This window comes from Putridiphycobacter roseus (genome assembly GCF_003234935.1).
Lineage (GTDB): Bacteria > Bacteroidota > Bacteroidia > Flavobacteriales_D > Crocinitomicaceae > Putridiphycobacter > Putridiphycobacter roseus.
Genome location: NZ_QKSB01000003.1, coordinates 62,163 through 82,711, shown reverse-complemented (window position 1 = coordinate 82,711; position 20,549 = coordinate 62,163). Strand labels below are relative to the sequence as shown.

Genomic DNA, 20,549 nt, shown 5'->3' with positions numbered 1-20,549 from the left:
TAAATTAACCATATAGTAAAGGCCTGAATTTTTTAAAGTTCAGGCCTTTTTCTTAATTTCTTTTTATCACTCAATCTTTTTTTCTTGACTTTTCCTTTTAAAACGGAAGATCTACTGGGTTTAGATTTTCGCCTAACCTTATTTACCCTTAACCCTTCTCCAATTGCATCTAATAACTTTTGGTGAGCGATTTTTTTATTTTTAAATTGACTCCTACTTTCAGAAGCAGAAAATTGAAGTATCCCTTCTTGACTTAAATCTTTTTCGAAAAACTTCATTAAACGATATTTTTCAGTCTCATTAAAGGCTTCGCTATCTATTAGATTAAAAAATAATACTACTTTGGTTGCCACCTTATTTACATGCTGTCCACCAGCCCCGGAACTGCGGACCGCTTTATATTTAATTTCAGCAAGTAGTGTTTTTAAATGCATGGTTTTTATTTTTGACTTACTAATTGTTAAGTGCTAATACATCATTGAAGCGAATAATAAATTTAGCACCATGGTCATTTTTAAATTCAATTTCCCCTTCTATCTGCGTTATCAAAGCACTAATAATTTCTGTTCCTAAAGAACCTTCATGTTCTAGTGAAAAATCTGCAGGAAACCCAACACCATTATCATGAACAATCAGTTGATAAAAGTTGGTTTCTTTGCTCAAAGTTATTTTTAAAATTGGATTGGTTTGATGGGCAAAAGCATGTTTTAATGCATTAGTTATCATTTCAGAAACAATTAACCCCAGCGGCACTGCAACATCTAAATGAAGGGTTACTGCTATAGTATCTAAAGAACATTTAATTCTGGATTGCATCATTTCTTGCGAACTTACCAATTCACTTAGATAGGATTGAAAATCCACCTGATTCCCAAATTCGTCGGAATACAACTTATGGTGAATTAATGCAATGGCTTCTACCCTTCTTTTACTTTCATCTAAAACACTAATAATACTTTCATCATCAACGGTCCTTTTTTGCAAGGAAAGTAAGGATGAGATAACTTGAAGATTATTTTTCACCCTATGGTGTACCTCTTTTAGTAAAATTTCTAAATGATTCTTTTGGTTGGAGATTTCTATATTTTTCTTCCCCAAAATAGCATTGGCTTTAACTAAAGCTTGATCCTTTTCATTGTTTTTATAACTGAAAAAAATCATGACTACTAAAACACATAGCCCAAGCATAAGCTGGTTAAATAAATTAATACTTTCCAATTTGGACACGTTAATAGAAAGTAGACCACTTTTATTGTAATATAACCACATCAAGATAAGGGTAGTTATAATTAAAGAACCGTTAAAAATAATAACCACCCAAACTTTCCAGGTCGAATTCAATAAAAAAATAAGAGGTAACACACATATAAAATAAAAAAATCCACTATTCCACCCTAAATAATGGGTGTTAATTACAACCTCTGTGGTAATACAATAAGCCACGATAATAAACGCTAAATAAGAAGAGATAATTTTCACTCTCATAAACTGCGCAGTTGAGAGTACTATTAAGGTTCCGATTACTGGTACAAAAATAAGCTGTGGTGTTCCTAGATAATAAAATACAACAACTACGTAAATGTGCATAATAATACCAAGCACAGCCGCAGGAACCATGATGTTTTTAAAGTTATTATTTACAACATTTTCAGTTAGCATATTGCATATAAATTTAATAAATAAATTAAAATAGCTCAGACATATCCTTAATTAATAAAAATAAATAAGCCATGCCATTGTACAATGGCATGGCTTATGACGAGTGAAATTAGAATTACTTACTGGCTAAAGGATTTTTTTGTCGGATTAAATAAGCAAAAGTCAATAGAAAAACTACACTGAGAAATAGTGCAATTTTTAATCCTAATCTTGATTCATTCGAAGGCACACCTAACCATGGTTGTTTATTCTTTTGCGTACTCTTAACTTCATTTAAAATGTTTTTATCTTTTAATAAATCGTAGTACTCTTTTACGTATCCGCTATATTCAACAGTTGACCAAGAAGTTAACTGGCTCAGGTTTTCTAATTCATTGACCCTGTTTTTTATTACTGTTGCACAATAAGTTTGACCGGCATTGCAGGATAAATCTCCTACTGCGGTATTGGTCAATATATATCGGGCTTGAAAATGTTCTTTATTTGGTGTGACTTGAAACTCTAAATCACGTGGATGTGTGTTTCTGCTATAACGCAAATGTAGACGTGTAAAAAACACATTACTGCTCGCTTGATTCCCATTATTCATAGCCCAATTAACACCTGCTTTCGTCAAATCAGTGAAAATGGGCGGTGGTCCAACACAAGGGTCGCATTTAGCTCCCCTAAATTGCGGACTGATGTTCCAAGCGTATTCTAAAAAAATTGCTTCTTTATTTTCCTTGTCATGGGCACGCTCAAATAAATCGACATAAAATTGGCCAAATTTATTTTTTACAAATAATGGAATGTTTTCATTACTCGGAATTTTCACCGTGCGGTAATTGGTACACTCTACTCTACCTTCTTTTGAAAAAGCATACACAACCATGTCTTGCGCACCTGTTGAATTAGCCATCCCTAATCTAATAGGCAACATAAACTTTGGGGAAGTATAAGAAATTTGAATGGGTCTTAAATTTTGTATATTTTCATTATCATGTGTTTTGATGTATTTATTAAGGTTGGTGGTTCCATTAATTTCATTCAGTTTGTCCAAATCTACTTTGACGACAAAAAACTTTAAATTATTTTTTATGTATGGTGCTAATACTTCGGCTGCTGCTGTTGGTATTTTATAGCCATTTTCGGTTAACCAAGTCTTCAAACCATCCGATTCTTTAGCTGAAAGTATTAAAATATCATACTCATCCACCTGATATTGTGCTTCAATAGTAACCCCTAAAACTTTGTTTCTCTTCACATCTTTCATAGAAATACTAGTAGGGATAGCGTTGTTATATTGGATAGATTCCAGCATGTCATACTGTATTCTTGGCGAACAAGGATTTTCATCATAATATTCTACCAATCGCGGACCAGAATACGCATCTAATTTATTAAAAAGACTATTCTCTACAATTCGAATGTCTTTTTTTTGCAGCACGTTTGGTACTGGAATGACCATAGCGAAATCTTTGACATTTCCTTTAAAATCATTAGCCATGGTAACTGTTGTTTTATTTCCATCTCGCACCATAATTACTTGAGAGGTTTTATTGAATAATTTTGTATCTGCTTTCGCGACATAAAAGCCACAAAAGGATAAGGATTGAAGGGCAAAACTACCCAAACAAAAGGCGGTTAAAAAAAGTTGTTTTTTCATCATATTTAGTTTTAATTATTATTCCATTCAAATTTTTTATAAGGATATATTTTATCAAAAAAGAGTGTCAAAGGGGGCATAAAGAAAAGCACCCAAATGGGAGCAGTATATAACTGCATCCAAGTACTTAAAATAAATGTCGCTACTGCTAAAATACTCGCCCAAATGATTCTTGCTTTTTTTGAATTAGGAATGGTCATGGGGTCGGTAATCATAAAAAAACTAAAAAGTAAAAGAGTGCCACTTGAAAACTTGTGTAACAATACGTCCATTTCCCAGCCTTGATAAAGTACAGTCCGAGTAAATTCTAGCAAAAACAATACCCCTAGAAAAATTAAACTCGTTTCTAAACGACCAATTTTGTGTAAAATAAAACCGCCAAGTACGGTAAGTACAAACAAAAATAAAGCATCACTCCCCCATTGACCAGGCGAAATCCAAGCATCATTGAATATTAATATAGACAGGACAATTCCAAAATTTGCTGGATTAAAAAGATGTTTGTGTTTATACCGAATGATATACTTAGCTGAAATTGCTAGCATGCCAGCCAAAGAAAGCGTGATAATAGATGTAGAATTTAATATTAAGCACAAGCCTAAACTGGTAATTAAACCACTTTTTAAACTACTTAATTGACCATTGTTTATCTTAATCCATGCAAATTGTGTTAAACAAGTAGTGAACAAAATGGCTGAAACTTTTATTAAAGACAGATCCCAATGTAATTTAAATATGCCAAATACTAAAAAAGCGGCTAAATATAGAATTTGATAATTTCTAGCATCTTGAAAAAAGATTGACTTTGTACTTAATGAAATTGCCCTCATAGGTAGTTAGATTAAAAAATGTTGAAATTCCATAAATACAGAATTTTAACTGACTACAATGAAGCACTGTAAAAGTTCAAAAAATATTTCAATACCTAGCTTATTTTAATCGCTGCAAAAGCCATATCTGAAAAGTTTTTCAAGTATAGCTAGGCTTTAGACCTTTATTAAAACTAAGGAAATCAATTGAATAATATCTACAATTATTTAGTCGACTTAAGTAAACTAATTTATTCTACCGAAATGAGATGAATACTAAATATTAAAACAGAATTTTTAGGTATACTCCCATTTGCTTGAGCGCCATATCCTAAAGCTGAAGGAATTAAAAGGGTACCTGCACCATTTTCTTTAAATAAAGGTATACCTTCTTGCCAACCATTGATTACATTTTTTAAAGAAAAAGTAATACCTGCTGATGATGACTGATCAAACACCTGACCATCTACAAGTTGACCTTTATAAGCTACAGTAACCGTTGAATTAGCATTTGGCTGCGTCCCACTACCCAAGGAATCTATTTGATAATAAAGACCCGAAGCAGTAGACTTTGCCGTAATATTATTGTCATTAATATAATCTACTATTATGTTTTCATCTATTTCAGATTGCGGTATTTTTTCTTTTTTACAAGCTGTAAAGACTAAAATGATAGGTATAATGATAAATAGTATTTTCATTTATTTTTGGTATATAATTTTATAGGTAATGTCACCAATTTGAATAAAATAAGTTCCTTGTGGCTCCTTGGAAATATCAATCTCTACTTCGTTAGAATTAATAATTGACATGCTAAATTTTATGGCATTTCCTTGTGCACTCATAACCTTTATATTCGTGTAATTTAAATTATCACTCTTAATTCTAAACATTCCATTGGTGGGGTTTGGATATAGGAGGTGTGTTGCAAATTTAGCAGCCTGATTTAAGACACTTATTGTATTTAGTGTAGTGATTCTACCATCAAAATCGGTTTGTGATAAACGATAATAGGTAATTTCATTTAAAGGATTATCGTCTAAAAATTGATATTGTGTTTTTTGGTTTGAATTTCCAGCTCCCGAAATGTTTGCTATTTCTCCCCAGTTTTCATTGTCTTCAGACGAAGCTAAAGTATAAAAATCATTATTTACTTCAGATGCTGCTTCCCATGTTAATTTATTGCTGCTATTTTGCAAAGGCGTCCCCACAAATTCAAGTAATGATATAGGCAAGGGTGTAGCATACGTATTGGTAGTTGCCAAAGTAAACCTTAAATTATCAGCCAATTCTGTAACTCCAACAAAGGTGTAATTTGCTCCAGATCCTGTCAATAAAACTGCTCCCGAAATTGGTGTTTCATCATTAAAATATCCATCATTATCTGTATCTACCAATAAACGAAGGTGAGATGCTGAAGCAGGCCATGATGAAGATAAATCCCAAGCTACATCTACACTTCCTACATCTGTGGTGTTACCGCTTGTATTTACCTCACTAACTCGCCATACTCTTTCATATCGCGCCTGAACACCGGAAGGAATATCTGAGACATTGGTAGCAGCCGAATTAGCCCCATTGTGGCCCCACATCATATATTCTCCAATTTCTAAATCATTTGGGTTGTTGATTCTCAAAATGGCTGATCCTTGTGCGTCTGTATGAGCAGCTGTTGCACTGTGCATTCCAATTCCTGCAACCTCAAAATCAAAGTCGCCATTCGCTGTGTTATCTTCGTCATAAAAATCATTGGCCGTCAGTGTGATGTTATACTTTGCACTTAAATAATTCGCCATAATCATATGGTCTGCGGAATCTAGATAAGTATTATAAATAATTACTTCGGTAAAATCACCTATGTGATCTTGATTGGATGCATACCCTCCATCTGGTGAATCTTGTTCGTGCGCAAGACACAATGAGCCACCAGAAGTAATACTCGTTCCACTTACGAAACCAGTGGTATTAAAATCTTTTTTACCGTCTTTCCATATTTCAGCGCGACCACCTACAGATCCCCAGCTCGATTGAACTATATGCCAATTGTTATTATTTACACTTACGCCTGTGTTAATATTGGAGTTTCTATAAAAACCAATATTTTGACTACCATATAATAAAAAATCATTATTTAAAGCGCTAGAAGGTGCATAGGATATAATGCCATCACTACTGGCATTGTTTTTATTTACATAAATAGCGGTAATATCATTTGTCGCAAATCCATTAAAGGGATTTCTAATCAATCTATTCCCTGCGACATTAAAACTTACCACCGGGAATCCATTAACTGCAGAAGTTACATATTTTGGTCTTAAATTAATATTGGATTGCGACAAGGTGTTGTTATTTCCCGAAACATCCTCCCAAGAAGAAATAGTATCTCCATTCACTAAACCTGAAATAGCGTCTGAACGCAACCAAAGAATATTAGAACTTGAATTACCAACGCCACCAGGACCGGTTTGCGCAAATAAAATCGCATTAAATAACAATAAAAATAAAATGAAGAACTTGATATACATGGTTACCCGCTATGAAACGAACAAAAATAAGATTTTTAATTAAAAACGTAGGGATATTTGACAATAGGTATTTGTTAAAAACAATTAAATAAAATGGGACGGATAAAAAAAATAATACTTTTGATTAATGAAGAAGTACCAATCTAATTACCCAATTAAAGCTTTCCTATTTCTCACCCTACTTTGGATGCAATTCTCTAGCTATTCTCAAGTAGTTGTGATTGAGGATTATGCAGACTTTGAGTCGGAATACCTAGTTGGGCGTTCTTCAGATACCATCTATGTTTTTAATTTTTGGGCAACCTGGTGTAAGCCTTGTGTACAAGAATTACCTTATTTTGACTCTCTAAATCAATATGCAGGTGCAAAACCAATTTCACTGGTATTGGTAAGTCTAGACTTTAAAACACAAATAGAAAAATCATTGGTGCCATTTTTGACAAAAAATAATATAAAAAATGAGGTAGTTCTATTAGCAGATGGAAAAGTGAATAAATGGATTGATGAAGTGGATCCATCCTGGTCAGGATCTATTCCTGCAACTTTAGTAATAAATGGGGATAAGAGACTGTTTTTTGAACAGTCTTTTCATAGCTATAATGAATTAATAAACACAATTTTAAAAATAGAAAAATAAAGTATATGAAAAAGTTAATGATGATTTTATTAGTAGGTACATTGGGATATGGTACTTCTGTGATGATGACTGAAAAAGAGGAAACCAATGGTTATAACATTGGAGATGTGGCCACAGACTTTTCCTTAAAAGGAATAGATGGGAAAAAGCATACTTTATCTGAAATAGAAGGCGCTAAAGGATATGTAGTTGTATTCACTTGTAACCATTGCCCTTTTGCGAAAATGTATGAAGATAGAATTATAGCATTGCAAGCAGAGTTTGGACCAAAAGGTTATCCAATAATTGCGATTAATCCTAACGACCCAATTGCTGAACCAGATGATTCCTTCGCGAAAATGAAAGAGAGAGCAAAAGAAAAAGGCTTTAATTTTTTATATCTATTGGATGATGGACAGAAAATATACCCACAATATGGCGCAACCAAAACCCCACATGTATTTTTATTAAACGAAAAAAGAGTAGTACAATACATTGGCGCAATTGACGACAACGCAAGAGATGAAGCTGCTGTTAAAGAAAAATTTTTAGCAAACGCAATTAATGCATTAATCAAGGGAGAAAAAATTAGTCCAGCCGTTACCAAAGCTATTGGCTGTAGTATAAAAACTAAATAATTAAGCGATACCTTGTAGTCTTTAAAATTACTGGTGATGGAATGAAATAATTTGGTTACTTTTCCTGCTATAACTTATAAATGAAGGATGAAGGGAATCATTTTAGTTATTACTTTAATAGTAGTACACTACAACACATGTGGCCAGACCATAAACACAAATTATACCGAAGGAATTGCTTATCAAAAAAAAGGAAAGACCCTTAAAGCTATTCGGAAAATTGAAACGGCCTTAAAAGAAGCGCAGTCAAATGACAATATTTCATTAGAAATGGATTGTCATTTGACCTTAGCCGAATTAAAAAATAATCTAATATATTACAAGGAAGCACTTGTTCATTATGAGGCGTTCGCTAATTTATATAAGCAATTAGCAAAAGAAAAAACAGACATCCTACTCGATTCAATTGTCGATTTAGAATCTACCGTTAGTTGGTCAGAAGACGAAATATCAGCACAAAATAAATCGTTAGATTCATTAAGTGCAATCCAGCTAAAAATTGCATTAAGCAATTCTGAATTAGCCCTTGACAATCAAAAAAAGGAAAACGAACTCAAGCAACTGGAGATTCGACGAAATTTAACCCTCTTTTTAACCGTACTTTTTGCACTTCTTATTTTATTCATCTTGATAATATACCGTAGAAAAGTGCAAACAAACAAAACTTTACGCATTAAAAATGAAGCGGTATTAGCCGCAAAAGCCGAATCTGAAAAGCTATTACTGAACATTTTACCAAAATCTATTGCAAAAGAACTGAAACAACACGGCAAAACTAGGTCTAGATTACACGAACAAACTACTGTAATGTTTACTGATTTTAAGGGGTTTACTCAGTTTTCAGAAAAACATACGCCAGAAGAAATTGTAGCAGCAATGGACTTTTATTTTAGCAAGTTTGATGCTATCATGGAAAAATATGGCATTGAAAAAATTAAAACGATTGGAGACGCTTATCTATGTGTAAGTGGTATTCCCACTGCAGACCCAAATCATATTCAATCTATGTTGCTTGCCGCCAAAGAAATTAAATTATTCATGGAACAAGTACATGCGGTAAAAGGGATAAAAGATAGGGTTAACTTAAACATTAGAATAGGAATACATACCGGACCACTTGTGGCTGGCGTGGTTGGCTCCAAAAAGTTTGCTTATGATGTATGGGGAGACACTGTAAATATAGCAGCAAGAATGGAAGCTTCTGGTGTGGTAGGCCATATTAATGTTTCAGAAACTATTTATAAAAAAGCGAAACCCCACTTTAAATTCGACTACCGTGGTGAAATAGATGCGAAAAATAAAGGGAAATTGAAAATGTACTTTTTAACTTAGAAACATATCCAAAGTTCTCATGCTTAATGCCTTCAAAAAAGAGAGAAAAAGTGGAATGTTTATTGCTATAGGAGTAGATGAAACTATTATGGATACTTAGTTGTTTTAATGTATGAAACTTTGTATCCTTGAATAATAAATCCCCTATTTTGAAAAAAAATTATTGGTTAAATTCACGTTTTTTATTATTGATTAGTCTTCTTTTTTTTAGCATTTCTTCTTTTTCAAAAGTCACTGAAGAAAATATAAAATTAAAGGTCGATTTTATTGTAGAAACCATTAAAAGTACTTCTCTCGTAGCAAATTCCTCTCCCTCCTATTTTCAAATTGGCGTGGTTGGTAGAGGTAGTGAGATTAGAAAAATAAAAGCCCAATTGGATAACATTTTCCAAGGTGTTAAAATTCAAGATAAACCGGTAAAAGTTGTCAGTTTTAGCAGGATTAAGTCGATAGCCAATGTAGATTTTGTAATCATTTCTGGCGAAACCAAAATTAAACCTAATGAACTAAAGGCTATAATTGGTAATACAGACTACATTCTATTGACAGAAAATTTGCCCTTTGGTTCCTCAGAATTAAACTATGCGGTTACTCCTAATGATAAAATCATCTATCAGGTAAATGAAAAAGCCCTTAAGAAAAAAGGCGTAAAGATAAAAAGTCAATATTTAAAAGGAGAAAATAGGGTATACAATCAAAAAGACTGGTTAATTGAATTAGGAGAAGCGCAACGCATTATTAGAAGTCAAGTAAAAACGATCAAACAGAAAAAAAACATCATTAAGTCAACAAATGTTACCATAGGTAAGAATAAAAAAGTGATAAACGCACAAAATAAAGACTTAGTAATTAAAGATTCTACCATTAACTCTCAAAGGAATTGGCTAATTTTAGCCATTACTTCTATTATTCTAATCAGTAGCTTATCCCTACTATTATTGCGTTCCAATAAGCTTCGTAAAGTCGCTATTATTGAAGTGGAACGAAAAAACAAAGAAATATTGGATAGTTTAAATTATGCTAAAAATATTCAAAAAGCTATTTTACCAAACGACAAGGAACTTACTTATATTTTTGATCATCATTTTATTTTATTTGAACCTAAAGATATCGTTTCTGGCGACTTTTATTGGCAAGAGGACAACCAAGGCTTATCCTTTTTTGCAGTAGCCGATTGTACAGGTCATGGCGTGCCTGGTGCTTTAATGAGTGTAATTTGTAGCAGGTTATTAACCAAGATTGTAAAAGAGTACCAAATCAGTAACCCTGCTAAAATTCTCGATCTTGCAGTTAAAGAATTGGCCATTCATTTCTCTAAAAGTGATGTAATAGTAAATGACGGCATGGATTTATCTTTAATTTGCATAGACAAGAAATCGGATAGATTATATTTTTCAGGCGCAAACAACCATGCTTATTACTTCAGTAAAGGTGTTTTACACACCCTTAAAGCCGATAAACAGCCTATAGGTACATATGACCAAAGAAAACCTTACACCCGCTCAGAAGTGGTGTTGTCAGAAATGGAAAGTATTTATTTATTTTCAGATGGTTACCCAGATCAATTTGGCGGAGAGCGCAATAAAAAATTCTCCAGAAAACGGTTTAGAAACATGTTAATGACTGTTCAATATAAAAAAGTAGAAGAGCAACAACGCATCATTAAGGATACTTTATCGGAGTGGAAATTAAAGGAAGAACAGATTGATGATATTTGTGTAGCAGGAATAATATTCAAATAAAAAGAGGAATTACTATTTAAAGCAACTCCTCTTTTTTTAATGGGGTAATAAGAAATAATTTTATTCTTCTTCGGCTGCAGCACCATCTTTGTCAGAATCGCTTGCTTCCTTATCCGCTTCTGCTTTTGGAGCAGGTACTTCTTCTTTTTCTTTATAAATCTTTACACGTACGGCATTCATTCCTTTTTGTCCACGTTCTAATTCAAAATTAACGATATCGTTTTCTTGAATTTCTTCCAATAAACCGTTAACATGTACAAAATAGCTTTCTTGCGTTGACATATCTTTAATGAAACCATACCCTTTTGAAGTATTAAAGAAAGTTACCTTTCCTCTATTTTCAATGTCGGTATCCACAGCTTCTCTTTTGGGTACACCAATTTCAATACTACTGGCTTTAATTACCTTCTTTTTTACATTTGGATCTGGCGGCGTGTCAACGATCATTCCATTCTCATCTACATAAGCCATCATACTGTCTAAATCTCCAGTACCTGAGTTTGCTTTACGTTCTTCACGTTTCGCTAATTTTTCTTGTCGTTTTTTTAAACGTTTTTTTTCTTTTTCTTTTTTACTAAAGGTTTCTTGCGTTCTAGCCATTTAATTCTTTTGTTATAATATACTTTTGTTATTCCTACATTGGAATAATGTCATTGAACAACTAAATGAAAAATTGAAAAGAAGACAAAGTGGTCTTTCAGAATTGGCACAGAGTTTAACAACGACTAATTTGAATTATTCATCTAAATAAGTCAAATTATTTTACAAATATAAGATTTAAGGAGGAAATAATAAAATTTATTTTCATAAACTTATTAATAGTCTGAAAGTATATTACCAATATTATACTTTCAATCGTTTTCTTTTGATAAAGAATTTTTGTTTTTTCATCACTAAAGTAAACCCGTTACCCCAGTCATCAGAACATAGCTCGATAGATGCATAGCCATCTACGCTAATAATAATATTATTGACATAAGATACTTTTGAACCTTTGAACACAACAGTACCTTTTAATTTAAAGCACTCGTATAAGGCATTCACTAATGCAAGCGGATCTGGCTGCGCAGGAACTTTTAATTCCACATGTTTATTTATTATTACCATTTTTTTATCCCCCATAATCGGTGCTTCGTCGTCACTGAACTTAAATTTAGCGAATAAAACGAATAAAAAAAGGGTCGTTTTATACTTTGTTATACAATGTTGTTAACAATAATAAGATGTATTGCAATAACTGTTCCAAAAAAGCAACTTAAGAAAATAGAAATAATTAGGCATAAAAAAAGCGGGTAAGAAAACTTACCCGCTTTAAATATTTGAATGTGCAATATTACTCTACTATGATAGATTTTACTGTACTTCCATTGTTGTTTGATACTTGAATATAATAAATTCCAGTTTCAATGTTTGTTAATTCAATAGTGTTATTAGTTTGGTTGATGCTACTTGAATAAATAACTTGACCAGCAACATTAGTAATATTTACCAATGTATTTTCTAATACTTCATTTAACACGACATTAAATGTACCGTTAGAAGGATTTGGATAAATACTAAATGGTGTTGTTTCGTTTTCTAAACCTAAAGAACCAATTCTAACACAAGGTGAAACTTCTGTACAATTGTTTTTAGTAACCTCACAAGCATAATCTCCATTTACTGAAGCGATATAAGTTTGACCAGTTTCCCCAGCAATAGGAGCACTTCCATTGTTACAATCTAACCATTGGTAAGTTGCACCAGTTTCATTAGCTTCAAGTGTTAAAGCATTTATTAAAGTAATAGCAGCATTCACTGTATTAATAGTTACTTGATAAGTATTTACACTATCACAACCAGTTGAACTAGTAAAAGTCTCCACGTGAGTACCGTTAGCAGTCATTACTGTACCATCTGGCGCTGTCCATTCGTCACAAGCATCTACAGCAATATTTTGATCTACACTTTCTGATACTGTAAAGTCAATATATAAAATACTATCACAACCGTTAACTGAAGCGAAGTTTTCAATATATACTCCTGTTGCAGTATATACATTTCCTGCATTAGAAGTATATGAACCACCACAACTACTTACAAAAAGAGTAACACTGTTATTATAATACATTGTTAAGTTGATAGTCATAATACTATCACAACCAGCTGCATTTGTAATGGTATCCATTTTTAATCCTGATGTCGTATGTTGTGCACCTGAAGGAGCAGTATAAACATTACAAGATGAAGCATCAAATGAATAATATGAATTATCAAAATCTAAGTCGTAATAAACAACACTATCACAACCAACTGAATTTGGTAAAGTATCTGTAGCATAAATGCCATCATCACCAACAACCTCACCTGTAACAGGTAAAATGTAAGTACCACAAATATTAGTTAAAACCATTGTGCTTGAAGTGTTATCAGACGTCAAGTTAATAGTAATGATACTATCACATCCTACTGAATTTGCAATGGTATCAAAATAAGTACCAGCGTCATGTAATAATTTACCACTTGGTGCAGTATAAAACTGACAGCTATAAGCTGAAATAGTACTGTAAGTTGGCGTACAATCAATAATACCAATATCATCTAAACAAGCATCACCTGTAAAAGAAGATCCTTTAGCGCCAATAAACTTCACTTTTACAACACCTGTAAATGCAGTCAAGCTAATTACTTGTTGTAACCATGGATCAGAACCAGAAGCTTGTTGTGAATTACCTGGTATAGTATACATTGGAATCCAATTACCACCTGATAATACTTCAACATCTAAATCTTGCATTGTAGCCCCGAACATGTGATACCAAAACGATAAAGCAGGATAAGTTAAAGAAGAAAGATCAATTTCTGGTGTAATTAATTCTGCTGTTTGACCTGTTGATCCGGAAGATGTTTCTAAATAAAAGTAATTAGAACCACTGTGTGCTCCCATATCAGGACCTGTATTGGAGGAACCAGTTGATCCTGCACCGTCAATATTCCAATCTGGAGAATCTGGTGAAACTTCAGTCCAACAGCCAGCAGCTATTGTACCAGTTGTAGGTGAGTAAGACTCAACATCATCAACCCATGGGGCCATCACTGGTGTACATTGTGAGTATCCCATATAAGAACCCGCAATGAATAAAAAAGATAAAATTTTCTTCATAATAAATAGTTTGATTTCTGCTAAAATATAGTTTAATAACCCCATATCCAAGCTAAACTAGAAAAATTAACATAGAATGTAGAGTATGTTATAAAAATAGGCTACTTAAAAAGTAGCCTATAAACCTAAAATAAAAGATGTTAAAAGGTCTTATTCAATGATAAGTGTTTTATTAACATTTATTTCTTCATTTAATATGTTAGCAAAATACACCCCACTTACCAGTTTATCCAACTGAATGGTAGTGGAAGTTTGGTTTAACCTACCTTGGTAAACGATTTGACCAGCTGTATTTGAGATATACAACATAGCGTTGATCACCTTATCATTTAACTCAACTACAAATTTTCCATTATTTGGATTTGGATAAATATTTATAGCATGCTCAATGTTATCTACATTTAAAGAACCGACTCTAACACATTTTGAAACTTCTGTGCAATTGTTTTTAGTCACCTCACATGCATAATCACCATTTACAGAAGCGATATAACTTTGACCAGTTTCCCCGTTAATAGGCGTACTTCCATTATTACAATCCAACCATTGGTAAGTAGCACCGGTTTCACTAGCTTCAAGCGTTAAAGCGTTTACTAAAGAAACTGAAGCATCTACAGAATTAATGGTTACTTGATAGGTATTTACACTATCACAACCATTCATACTAGTATAGGTCTCTACATGCGTTCCGTTGGCGCTGAAAAGTGTTCCATCTGGCGCCGTCCATTCATCACAAGCTTCTACTACAAAATTCTGACTTCCTCCTTCAGATACAGTAAAATCAATATATAAAATACTATCACAACCGTTTACAGAAGTGAAATTTTCTATATAAACACCTGTTGCGTTATATACATTTCCTGCATCAGAAGTATATGTTCCGCCACAACTACTTACAAAAAGAGTAACACTATTATTATAGTACATGGTCAAATTAATAGTAATCACACTATCACAACCAACAGCATTTGGAATGGTATCCATTTTCAATCCAGAGGTTGTATGTTGCTCTCCAGAAGGTGCAGTATATATATTACACGCAGAAGTTTCAAAATAGAAATAAGAATTATCAAAATCTAAGTCGTAATAAACCACACTATCACATCCTATTGAGTTAACCAAAGTGTCTGTAGCATAAATGCCATCATCCCCTACTACTTCACCTGTTACAGGTAAGATAAAAGTTCCGCAGATATTTGTCATTACAATGGTATTTGAAGTATTACCTGTAGTTAAATTAATGGTAATGATACTATCACATCCTACTGAATTTGGAATAGTATCTAAATAAGTACCTGCATCATGCAACAGTTTTCCACTTGGTGCGGTATAAAACTGACAGCTATATGCGGAGATGGTATTAAAAGTTGGGGCGCAATCAATCACTCCTATATCATCTAATAAAATGTCATTATAAAATGGAGAGCTGCAATTAGACGGCATATCGATAACTGCAAACCTCAATTTTATAACACCAGTAAAAGCTGATAAACTAACAATTCTTTGCTCGTAATAAGGTCCAAAGTTTTGTGCAAAAGACTCAATATTCACGTAAGAAGATCCAGTCCACACATCCACTTCAACAGTATTGTTACATGCATTGTCATCATTATAACTATAAACCCAATACGATAATGCCGGATAACTCAATGCGCTCAAGTCAATCTCAGCGGTCTCTAGGTAAGAAATGTTAGAACCAGTATTACTTGATCCATCAATCATAATAGCATAAGACCCTGCTGTACCAGTATGCTCACCGGCACCCGTCGCTCCCCAACCTGCAGGGCCACTAGTAGCCGATTGATACACCCAATTCTCACTTCCTGACTGTGTCCAGCATGTGGGGACAGCATTAGTTGGGAATGTTTCTAAAAAAGGCGCCATAATCGGCGTTGTACATTGGGCATAACTCGCCATGGAGCCCCCAATCAAAAATAAAATAGATAAAACTTTCTTCATAACGTTTAGATTGATTTTGAATAAAATTATCGATTTTATTAATAATTAACAAATATAAATTAGGATAAAAATAAATTTTTTATTAAACAAAAAAAATAGACTACTTTTTCAAGTAGTCTATTTTATTAAAAATTTATGATATAATCGGTATTATTCAATGATAAGTGTTTTCTTGATGTTGAGTTCTTCGTTAAGAACATTTACTACATACAAGCCACTTTCAATACCTGTCAAATTAACAACACTTGAAGTTTGATTCAACTGTCCTTTATAAACCACTTGACCAGCTGCATTGGAAATAATAACTTCTGTATTCGTCGTTAACTTATCCATTTCAATTTTAAATTGACCATTATTTGGATTTGGATAGATAGAGAACACATCACTACTAGCATCATTTATACCAACGCTACTTACTGAAATACAATCAGAAATTTTTGTACAAGTACCAAGCATGATTTCACAAGCGTAATCGCCATTTAACACAGCTGTAAATGTTTGACTAGTTTCTCCAGCGATTGCTGCATTACCATTATTACAATCTAACCATTGGTAGCTAGCACCTGTTTGGTCAGCCGTTAAAACAACACCTTGTGAAACAGATATTGCATTATCTATCGTTGTTATAGTAACATCATAATTAATGATACTGTCACACCCTGTAGATGCTGTATAACTCTCTGTATAAACACCAGTAGTATTATATACTGTTCCAGCATCAGATACAAATTCATCACATGCATCCTCTATAATATTTAAATCATAAGAATCATGGATGGTCACATCTAGATATAATGTACTATCACAACCAGCAGCATTTGTAAACATTTCCTGGTAATTACCAGTAGTAGTATAAACTACACCACTTGCTGAAGTGTAAGTATCACATTCACTAATAATTAATGAATTAGAAGTCGCTGGATTTACCGTTAAATCAATAGTAATGATAGAATCACAACCAATAGAATTCGCTATAGTATCTGTTACGATACCTGTCGCTGTATATACAGTACCACTTGGTCCAGTATAACTTTCACAAACAACTTCCGTGATAGAACTAAAAGTATTATTTACTGTCAAATCGATAGTAATTACACTATCACAACCTGCTGTATTCATAATAGTATCCATATAGATACCTGTTGTACCATAAGTCATTCCACTCGGTGCAGTATAAGTTCCACAAGACACTTCTGTAATAGAAGAAGCTGTTGCATTAAGAATAGTTACATTATAAGTAATGATACTATCACATCCAACTGCATTCATAATTGTATCATTATAAGTTCCACTCGCTGTATAAACCATACCACTTGCAGCAACCAAAGAATCACAAGCATTTGCCGTTACTGTCGCAAATGAAACTGGACAATCCACTATACCTGCATCATCAATTGCCATATCACCTGTATAAGAAATACCTCTGTAACCTCTTACTCTTACTTGTAATACTCCTGAAAAGCCATCTAATGGAATATATTTTTCAATCCAAGAATCAGAACCAGCAGTTTGTTGTTCTCCAAAAATTCTCCAAACTTCCGTCCATCCTGCACCATCATTTACAGCAACAATCATAGTATCCATGCTTGCACCATACATATGGTAAAAGAAATTAATACTTGGATTTGTCAAACCTGACACATCTATACTTGGAGACAACAAGTCGGCATAATCACCTGTACTACCAGTTGAAGTTTCTAGATAAAAGTAAGCAGAACCACTATGTGCACCATCTGGACCTGTACTACCAGAAGTTGTACCACCAACATTATCTACTCCCCATATTGTTCCAAAAGACTCACCATCCCAACATAAAGAATTAGAGATACCTACACTGCCAGATGTTACTGGTGAATGTCCTTCTACATCATCAATAATAGGTGCCATTATAGGCGCACAAGGCGTTGTAAAACTACTTGGGCCATTCCATAAACTAGTATCACCAATAGCACAAATATCTCTTAAGTAAAAATCATACCCAGTTTCTGCCATTAACCCAGTTAAATTAAAAGGGTTTGAATTTGCAAGCATTAATGTTCCAGTACCAGGTGTAAATCCAGCAGGACCATATTCAATCTGAACATCAGCAGCACCACCAGTAGCCCAGCTTACGTCAACAGCATTATACATCACATTACTCGCCATTAAACTAAGTGGCTTTGGACAAGATGGAATTGGTAAAACTTGAAAATTATCAATGTATACATTCACATCTCCACCAGAAACAGTTGAAGCTGCATAAAAACCAAATTGAACCAATCCAGTATAGGCACTTAAATCAATAGCCACAAATTGACCTGTATTTGAAATAGATGATGTAGTAGCATCCCATTGCTGTAAGATATTTGCTTGTGACCAAGTCACACCGTTATCTGTTGAAATTACAATCGCTAAAGTATCATCAGTTCCTAACACATCTGCATTTGTATTTGAATAATACGTTAAAGCCAAATCAAACTCAACTTGGTATTGTGTAGCACCTGTCCCTAAATCGATAGTTGGCGAAAATAACCACTCATCTCTTCCTGTAGACCAAATCTCCATCCTTGCAGCACCAGTAGAACCATTATTGGCAAAACCATCAGCAATCCATGAAGAAGAACTTGTACTAGAGAAAACTGTATTTGTCGCCCCTAACTGTCCTTCACCTTCTGACCAACATTGTGGTACGTAATTGCTAAAATCTTCTGTATAAGTAGGTGTGAAATTTGGACAAGCAGTTGAAAAAGCAACTGGACCAGTCCATACACTCTCATCCCCTAACCCACAACTATCTTTAATATAAAATTGATAATCATTGATAGGTGTTAAACCTGTAATAGTAGCAGTACCACCAGTAACACTAAGGAAAGTACCAGTACCTTGCGTAAATCCAACAGGACCATATTCAATCACTGTATTTGCTGCTCCAACAGTCCATGCAATATCAACAGTAGTAGAAGTCAAACCTGTTACAGAAACTCCAGTTGGTTGTGGACAAGAAGGCACATCAACCACAGCAAAATTATCAATGTAAACATTTACATCAACATTTGAAACAGAAGAAGCTGCGTAAAACCCAAATTTAACCAAACCTGTATAACCTGTCAAAGGAATAATTGTAAAATCTCCAGCAGCTGAAGGTTCGTTTCCTACTGTATAAGCTTGAAGAATGTTTGTTGTATTCCAAGTAACACCATTATCTGTTGAAATTACTACAGCTAAAGTATCATCTGCTCCTAAAACATCTGTATTTGTATTAATCCAATTGGTTAAAGCAACATCAAATTGTAACTGATATGGATTCGCACCAGTACCTAAATCAATGGTAGGTGAAATTAACCATTCATCTCTACCTGTAGAATAAATCTCCATTCTAGCCGAACCTGTACTCCCTACATTTCCAAAACCATCAGCAATCCAATTAGAAGATGTGGTAGAACTAAAAGTTGTATTAGAACTACCTAAAACACCTTGGCCTTCTTCCCAACAGTTTGGTACATAATTAGAAAAATCTTGTGTGTAAGCAGGAATATAAGAAGTAGGACAATTCGTTGTAAAAGAAAAAGGACCAGCCCAAGCAGTAGTATCACCAGGACTACAAATATTTCTCACATAAAACTGATAATCTATTCCACCTGTTAAACCAGTTACATTAAAAGAGTCTACTAATACAGTTGTACTTGTACCTGCCCCTATTAAGAATCCATTTACACCATATACCACTTGATAATCTGTACCTGAACCTGCATTCCAATCTAAATCGGCAGTTGTAGCAGTAATATTATTTGCAGTTAAACCAGTTAAACTTGGACAAGTTTGCGTGATTCCGCCAATTTGAACATTTGCAACAAAAGCACTTAATACGGCACCAGAAGTTGGTGGACTAGTTGGGTCAGGATTAGTAATATCATTATAATAAGTAATCGCTCTATCAGTTGCACCAGTTGGTGAACAATAAAAATCATCTGCATTACTATCATAACCCGAAGCGTTTTCATCCACAGCAATCACTAGATTATCTGTACCATTATAGGTGAATGTTGTCGAAAACACAATCTTCACTTCACTTCCAACTTGCGTAACAGTCCCTGAAAACACCTGTGTTAAACCAGTAGATGCTATCCAAGAGTTTGTAGTAGCAAATGAGTTTAAAGCTGTATGACCTAAATAGACAGTCCAATCATTTGAGTTACTCAAACTGGTTCCATCTTTATAGAAAATTAAAGAATCTATATCACCAGAAGTATTAATTTCTGCTGCGGTATAAATCATTTGACTATAGGTATACCCATAATACGGTTCTATAGGAATGTGTTGGTCATTTGTACCTATTGCACCCGATCCAATATTTACTTGCGCCACTCCTATGAGACCAGTAAATAAGGCTGAAAAGATTAATAAAATTTTCTTCATATTATTTTTTTTGATTAGTAATTTTCCTAAAAATAGGTTTAATTCTTAACAAATAAAAAATATTTTATTAATAATCCCACTTATCAA

Annotated in this window: 15 protein-coding genes; 4 read left to right on the top strand and 11 right to left on the bottom strand. The window is 33.6% G+C overall.

Annotated features, from left to right (window positions below):
- Nucleotides 1–32 precede the first annotated feature (32 nt).
- From arfB to DNU06_RS06665, 6 genes are all read right to left on the bottom strand, one after another.
- Nucleotides 33–434, bottom strand: coding sequence for an alternative ribosome rescue aminoacyl-tRNA hydrolase ArfB (gene arfB / locus DNU06_RS06690; protein WP_111062471.1), 402 nt, complete (start codon nt 432–434; stop codon nt 33–35).
- A 19-nt stretch (nt 435–453) separates the two neighbouring features.
- A complete protein-coding gene (locus DNU06_RS06685; RefSeq protein ID WP_111062470.1) occupies nt 454–1,659 on the bottom strand; it encodes a sensor histidine kinase in 1,206 nt (401 codons plus the stop codon).
- 115 nt (nt 1,660–1,774) lie between these two features.
- Complete coding sequence (locus tag DNU06_RS06680; RefSeq protein WP_158526837.1) at nt 1,775–3,304, bottom strand: DUF2330 domain-containing protein; 1,530 nt, start codon at nt 3,302–3,304, stop codon at nt 1,775–1,777.
- A gap of 11 nt (nt 3,305–3,315) precedes the next feature.
- On the bottom strand, nt 3,316–4,134 hold the full coding sequence (locus DNU06_RS06675; protein WP_111062468.1) for an RnfABCDGE type electron transport complex subunit D: 819 nt from the start codon (nt 4,132–4,134) through the stop codon (nt 3,316–3,318).
- Between the two features lie 230 nt (nt 4,135–4,364).
- Nucleotides 4,365–4,814 (bottom strand): FKBP-type peptidyl-prolyl cis-trans isomerase, encoded by a 450-nt coding sequence (locus DNU06_RS06670; RefSeq protein ID WP_111062467.1) that lies wholly within the window; start codon nt 4,812–4,814, stop codon nt 4,365–4,367.
- Nucleotides 4,815–6,638: a T9SS type A sorting domain-containing protein gene (locus DNU06_RS06665; protein WP_111062466.1), complete on the bottom strand. Its 1,824-nt coding sequence runs from the start codon at nt 6,636–6,638 to the stop codon at nt 4,815–4,817. It abuts the gene before it with no gap.
- Nucleotides 6,639–6,765: 127 nt separating this feature from the next.
- On the opposite strand from DNU06_RS06665, the gene DNU06_RS06660 reads away from it, so the two are divergent.
- The 4 genes from DNU06_RS06660 to DNU06_RS06645 all read left to right on the top strand — a co-directional run bounded on the left by DNU06_RS06660 (nt 6,766) and on the right by DNU06_RS06645 (nt 10,966).
- Nucleotides 6,766–7,275, top strand: coding sequence for a TlpA family protein disulfide reductase (locus DNU06_RS06660; protein WP_111062465.1), 510 nt, complete (start codon nt 6,766–6,768; stop codon nt 7,273–7,275).
- A 5-nt stretch (nt 7,276–7,280) separates the two neighbouring features.
- The gene (locus DNU06_RS06655; RefSeq protein ID WP_111062464.1) at nt 7,281–7,892 is read left to right on the top strand and encodes a thioredoxin family protein; all 612 of its coding nucleotides are present in this window, start codon (nt 7,281–7,283) and stop codon (nt 7,890–7,892) included.
- A gap of 87 nt (nt 7,893–7,979) precedes the next feature.
- Nucleotides 7,980–9,224 (top strand): adenylate/guanylate cyclase domain-containing protein, encoded by a 1,245-nt coding sequence (locus tag DNU06_RS06650; protein WP_111062463.1) that lies wholly within the window; start codon nt 7,980–7,982, stop codon nt 9,222–9,224.
- A gap of 149 nt (nt 9,225–9,373) precedes the next feature.
- The gene (locus DNU06_RS06645; RefSeq protein ID WP_158526836.1) at nt 9,374–10,966 is read left to right on the top strand and encodes a YfiR/HmsC family protein; all 1,593 of its coding nucleotides are present in this window, start codon (nt 9,374–9,376) and stop codon (nt 10,964–10,966) included.
- A 60-nt stretch (nt 10,967–11,026) separates the two neighbouring features.
- Here the strand turns inward: DNU06_RS06645 and DNU06_RS06640 are convergent, their stop codons facing one another.
- From DNU06_RS06640 to DNU06_RS06620, 5 genes are all read right to left on the bottom strand, one after another.
- On the bottom strand, nt 11,027–11,566 hold the full coding sequence (locus tag DNU06_RS06640) for a cold-shock protein (protein WP_111062461.1): 540 nt from the start codon (nt 11,564–11,566) through the stop codon (nt 11,027–11,029).
- A gap of 243 nt (nt 11,567–11,809) precedes the next feature.
- Nucleotides 11,810–12,073: a hypothetical protein gene (locus DNU06_RS06635; protein ID WP_146239170.1), complete on the bottom strand. Its 264-nt coding sequence runs from the start codon at nt 12,071–12,073 to the stop codon at nt 11,810–11,812.
- Nucleotides 12,074–12,299: 226 nt separating this feature from the next.
- Nucleotides 12,300–14,108, bottom strand: coding sequence for a T9SS type A sorting domain-containing protein (locus DNU06_RS06630; RefSeq protein ID WP_158526835.1), 1,809 nt, complete (start codon nt 14,106–14,108; stop codon nt 12,300–12,302).
- A 150-nt stretch (nt 14,109–14,258) separates the two neighbouring features.
- Nucleotides 14,259–16,067 carry a T9SS type A sorting domain-containing protein gene (locus tag DNU06_RS06625; protein ID WP_111062458.1) on the bottom strand — a complete coding sequence of 603 codons (1,809 nt, stop codon included), beginning with the start codon at nt 16,065–16,067 and terminating at the stop codon, nt 14,259–14,261.
- Nucleotides 16,068–16,217: 150 nt separating this feature from the next.
- On the bottom strand, nt 16,218–20,462 hold the full coding sequence (locus tag DNU06_RS06620) for a T9SS type A sorting domain-containing protein (protein WP_111062457.1): 4,245 nt from the start codon (nt 20,460–20,462) through the stop codon (nt 16,218–16,220).
- Nucleotides 20,463–20,549 lie beyond the last annotated feature (87 nt).

What these genes read in the sequence shown, in the direction of transcription:
- DNU06_RS06675 (WP_111062468.1), bottom strand. Translation starts at nt 4,134, where the DNA reads ATGAGGGCAATTTCATTAAGTACAAAGTCAATCTTTTTTCAAGATGCT.
- DNU06_RS06655 (WP_111062464.1), top strand. Translation starts at nt 7,281, where the DNA reads ATGAAAAAGTTAATGATGATTTTATTAGTAGGTACATTGGGATATGGT.
- DNU06_RS06680 (WP_158526837.1), bottom strand. Translation starts at nt 3,304, where the DNA reads ATGAAAAAACAACTTTTTTTAACCGCCTTTTGTTTGGGTAGTTTTGCC.
- DNU06_RS06620 (WP_111062457.1), bottom strand. Translation starts at nt 20,462, where the DNA reads ATGAAGAAAATTTTATTAATCTTTTCAGCCTTATTTACTGGTCTCATA.
- DNU06_RS06625 (WP_111062458.1), bottom strand. Translation starts at nt 16,067, where the DNA reads ATGAAGAAAGTTTTATCTATTTTATTTTTGATTGGGGGCTCCATGGCG.
- DNU06_RS06670 (WP_111062467.1), bottom strand. Translation starts at nt 4,814, where the DNA reads ATGAAAATACTATTTATCATTATACCTATCATTTTAGTCTTTACAGCT.
- DNU06_RS06665 (WP_111062466.1), bottom strand. Translation starts at nt 6,638, where the DNA reads ATGTATATCAAGTTCTTCATTTTATTTTTATTGTTATTTAATGCGATT.
- arfB (WP_111062471.1), bottom strand. Translation starts at nt 434, where the DNA reads ATGCATTTAAAAACACTACTTGCTGAAATTAAATATAAAGCGGTCCGC.
- DNU06_RS06640 (WP_111062461.1), bottom strand. Translation starts at nt 11,566, where the DNA reads ATGGCTAGAACGCAAGAAACCTTTAGTAAAAAAGAAAAAGAAAAAAAA.
- DNU06_RS06650 (WP_111062463.1), top strand. Translation starts at nt 7,980, where the DNA reads ATGAAGGGAATCATTTTAGTTATTACTTTAATAGTAGTACACTACAAC.
- DNU06_RS06685 (WP_111062470.1), bottom strand. Translation starts at nt 1,659, where the DNA reads ATGCTAACTGAAAATGTTGTAAATAATAACTTTAAAAACATCATGGTT.
- DNU06_RS06630 (WP_158526835.1), bottom strand. Translation starts at nt 14,108, where the DNA reads ATGAAGAAAATTTTATCTTTTTTATTCATTGCGGGTTCTTATATGGGA.
- DNU06_RS06660 (WP_111062465.1), top strand. Translation starts at nt 6,766, where the DNA reads ATGAAGAAGTACCAATCTAATTACCCAATTAAAGCTTTCCTATTTCTC.
- DNU06_RS06635 (WP_146239170.1), bottom strand. Translation starts at nt 12,073, where the DNA reads ATGGTAATAATAAATAAACATGTGGAATTAAAAGTTCCTGCGCAGCCA.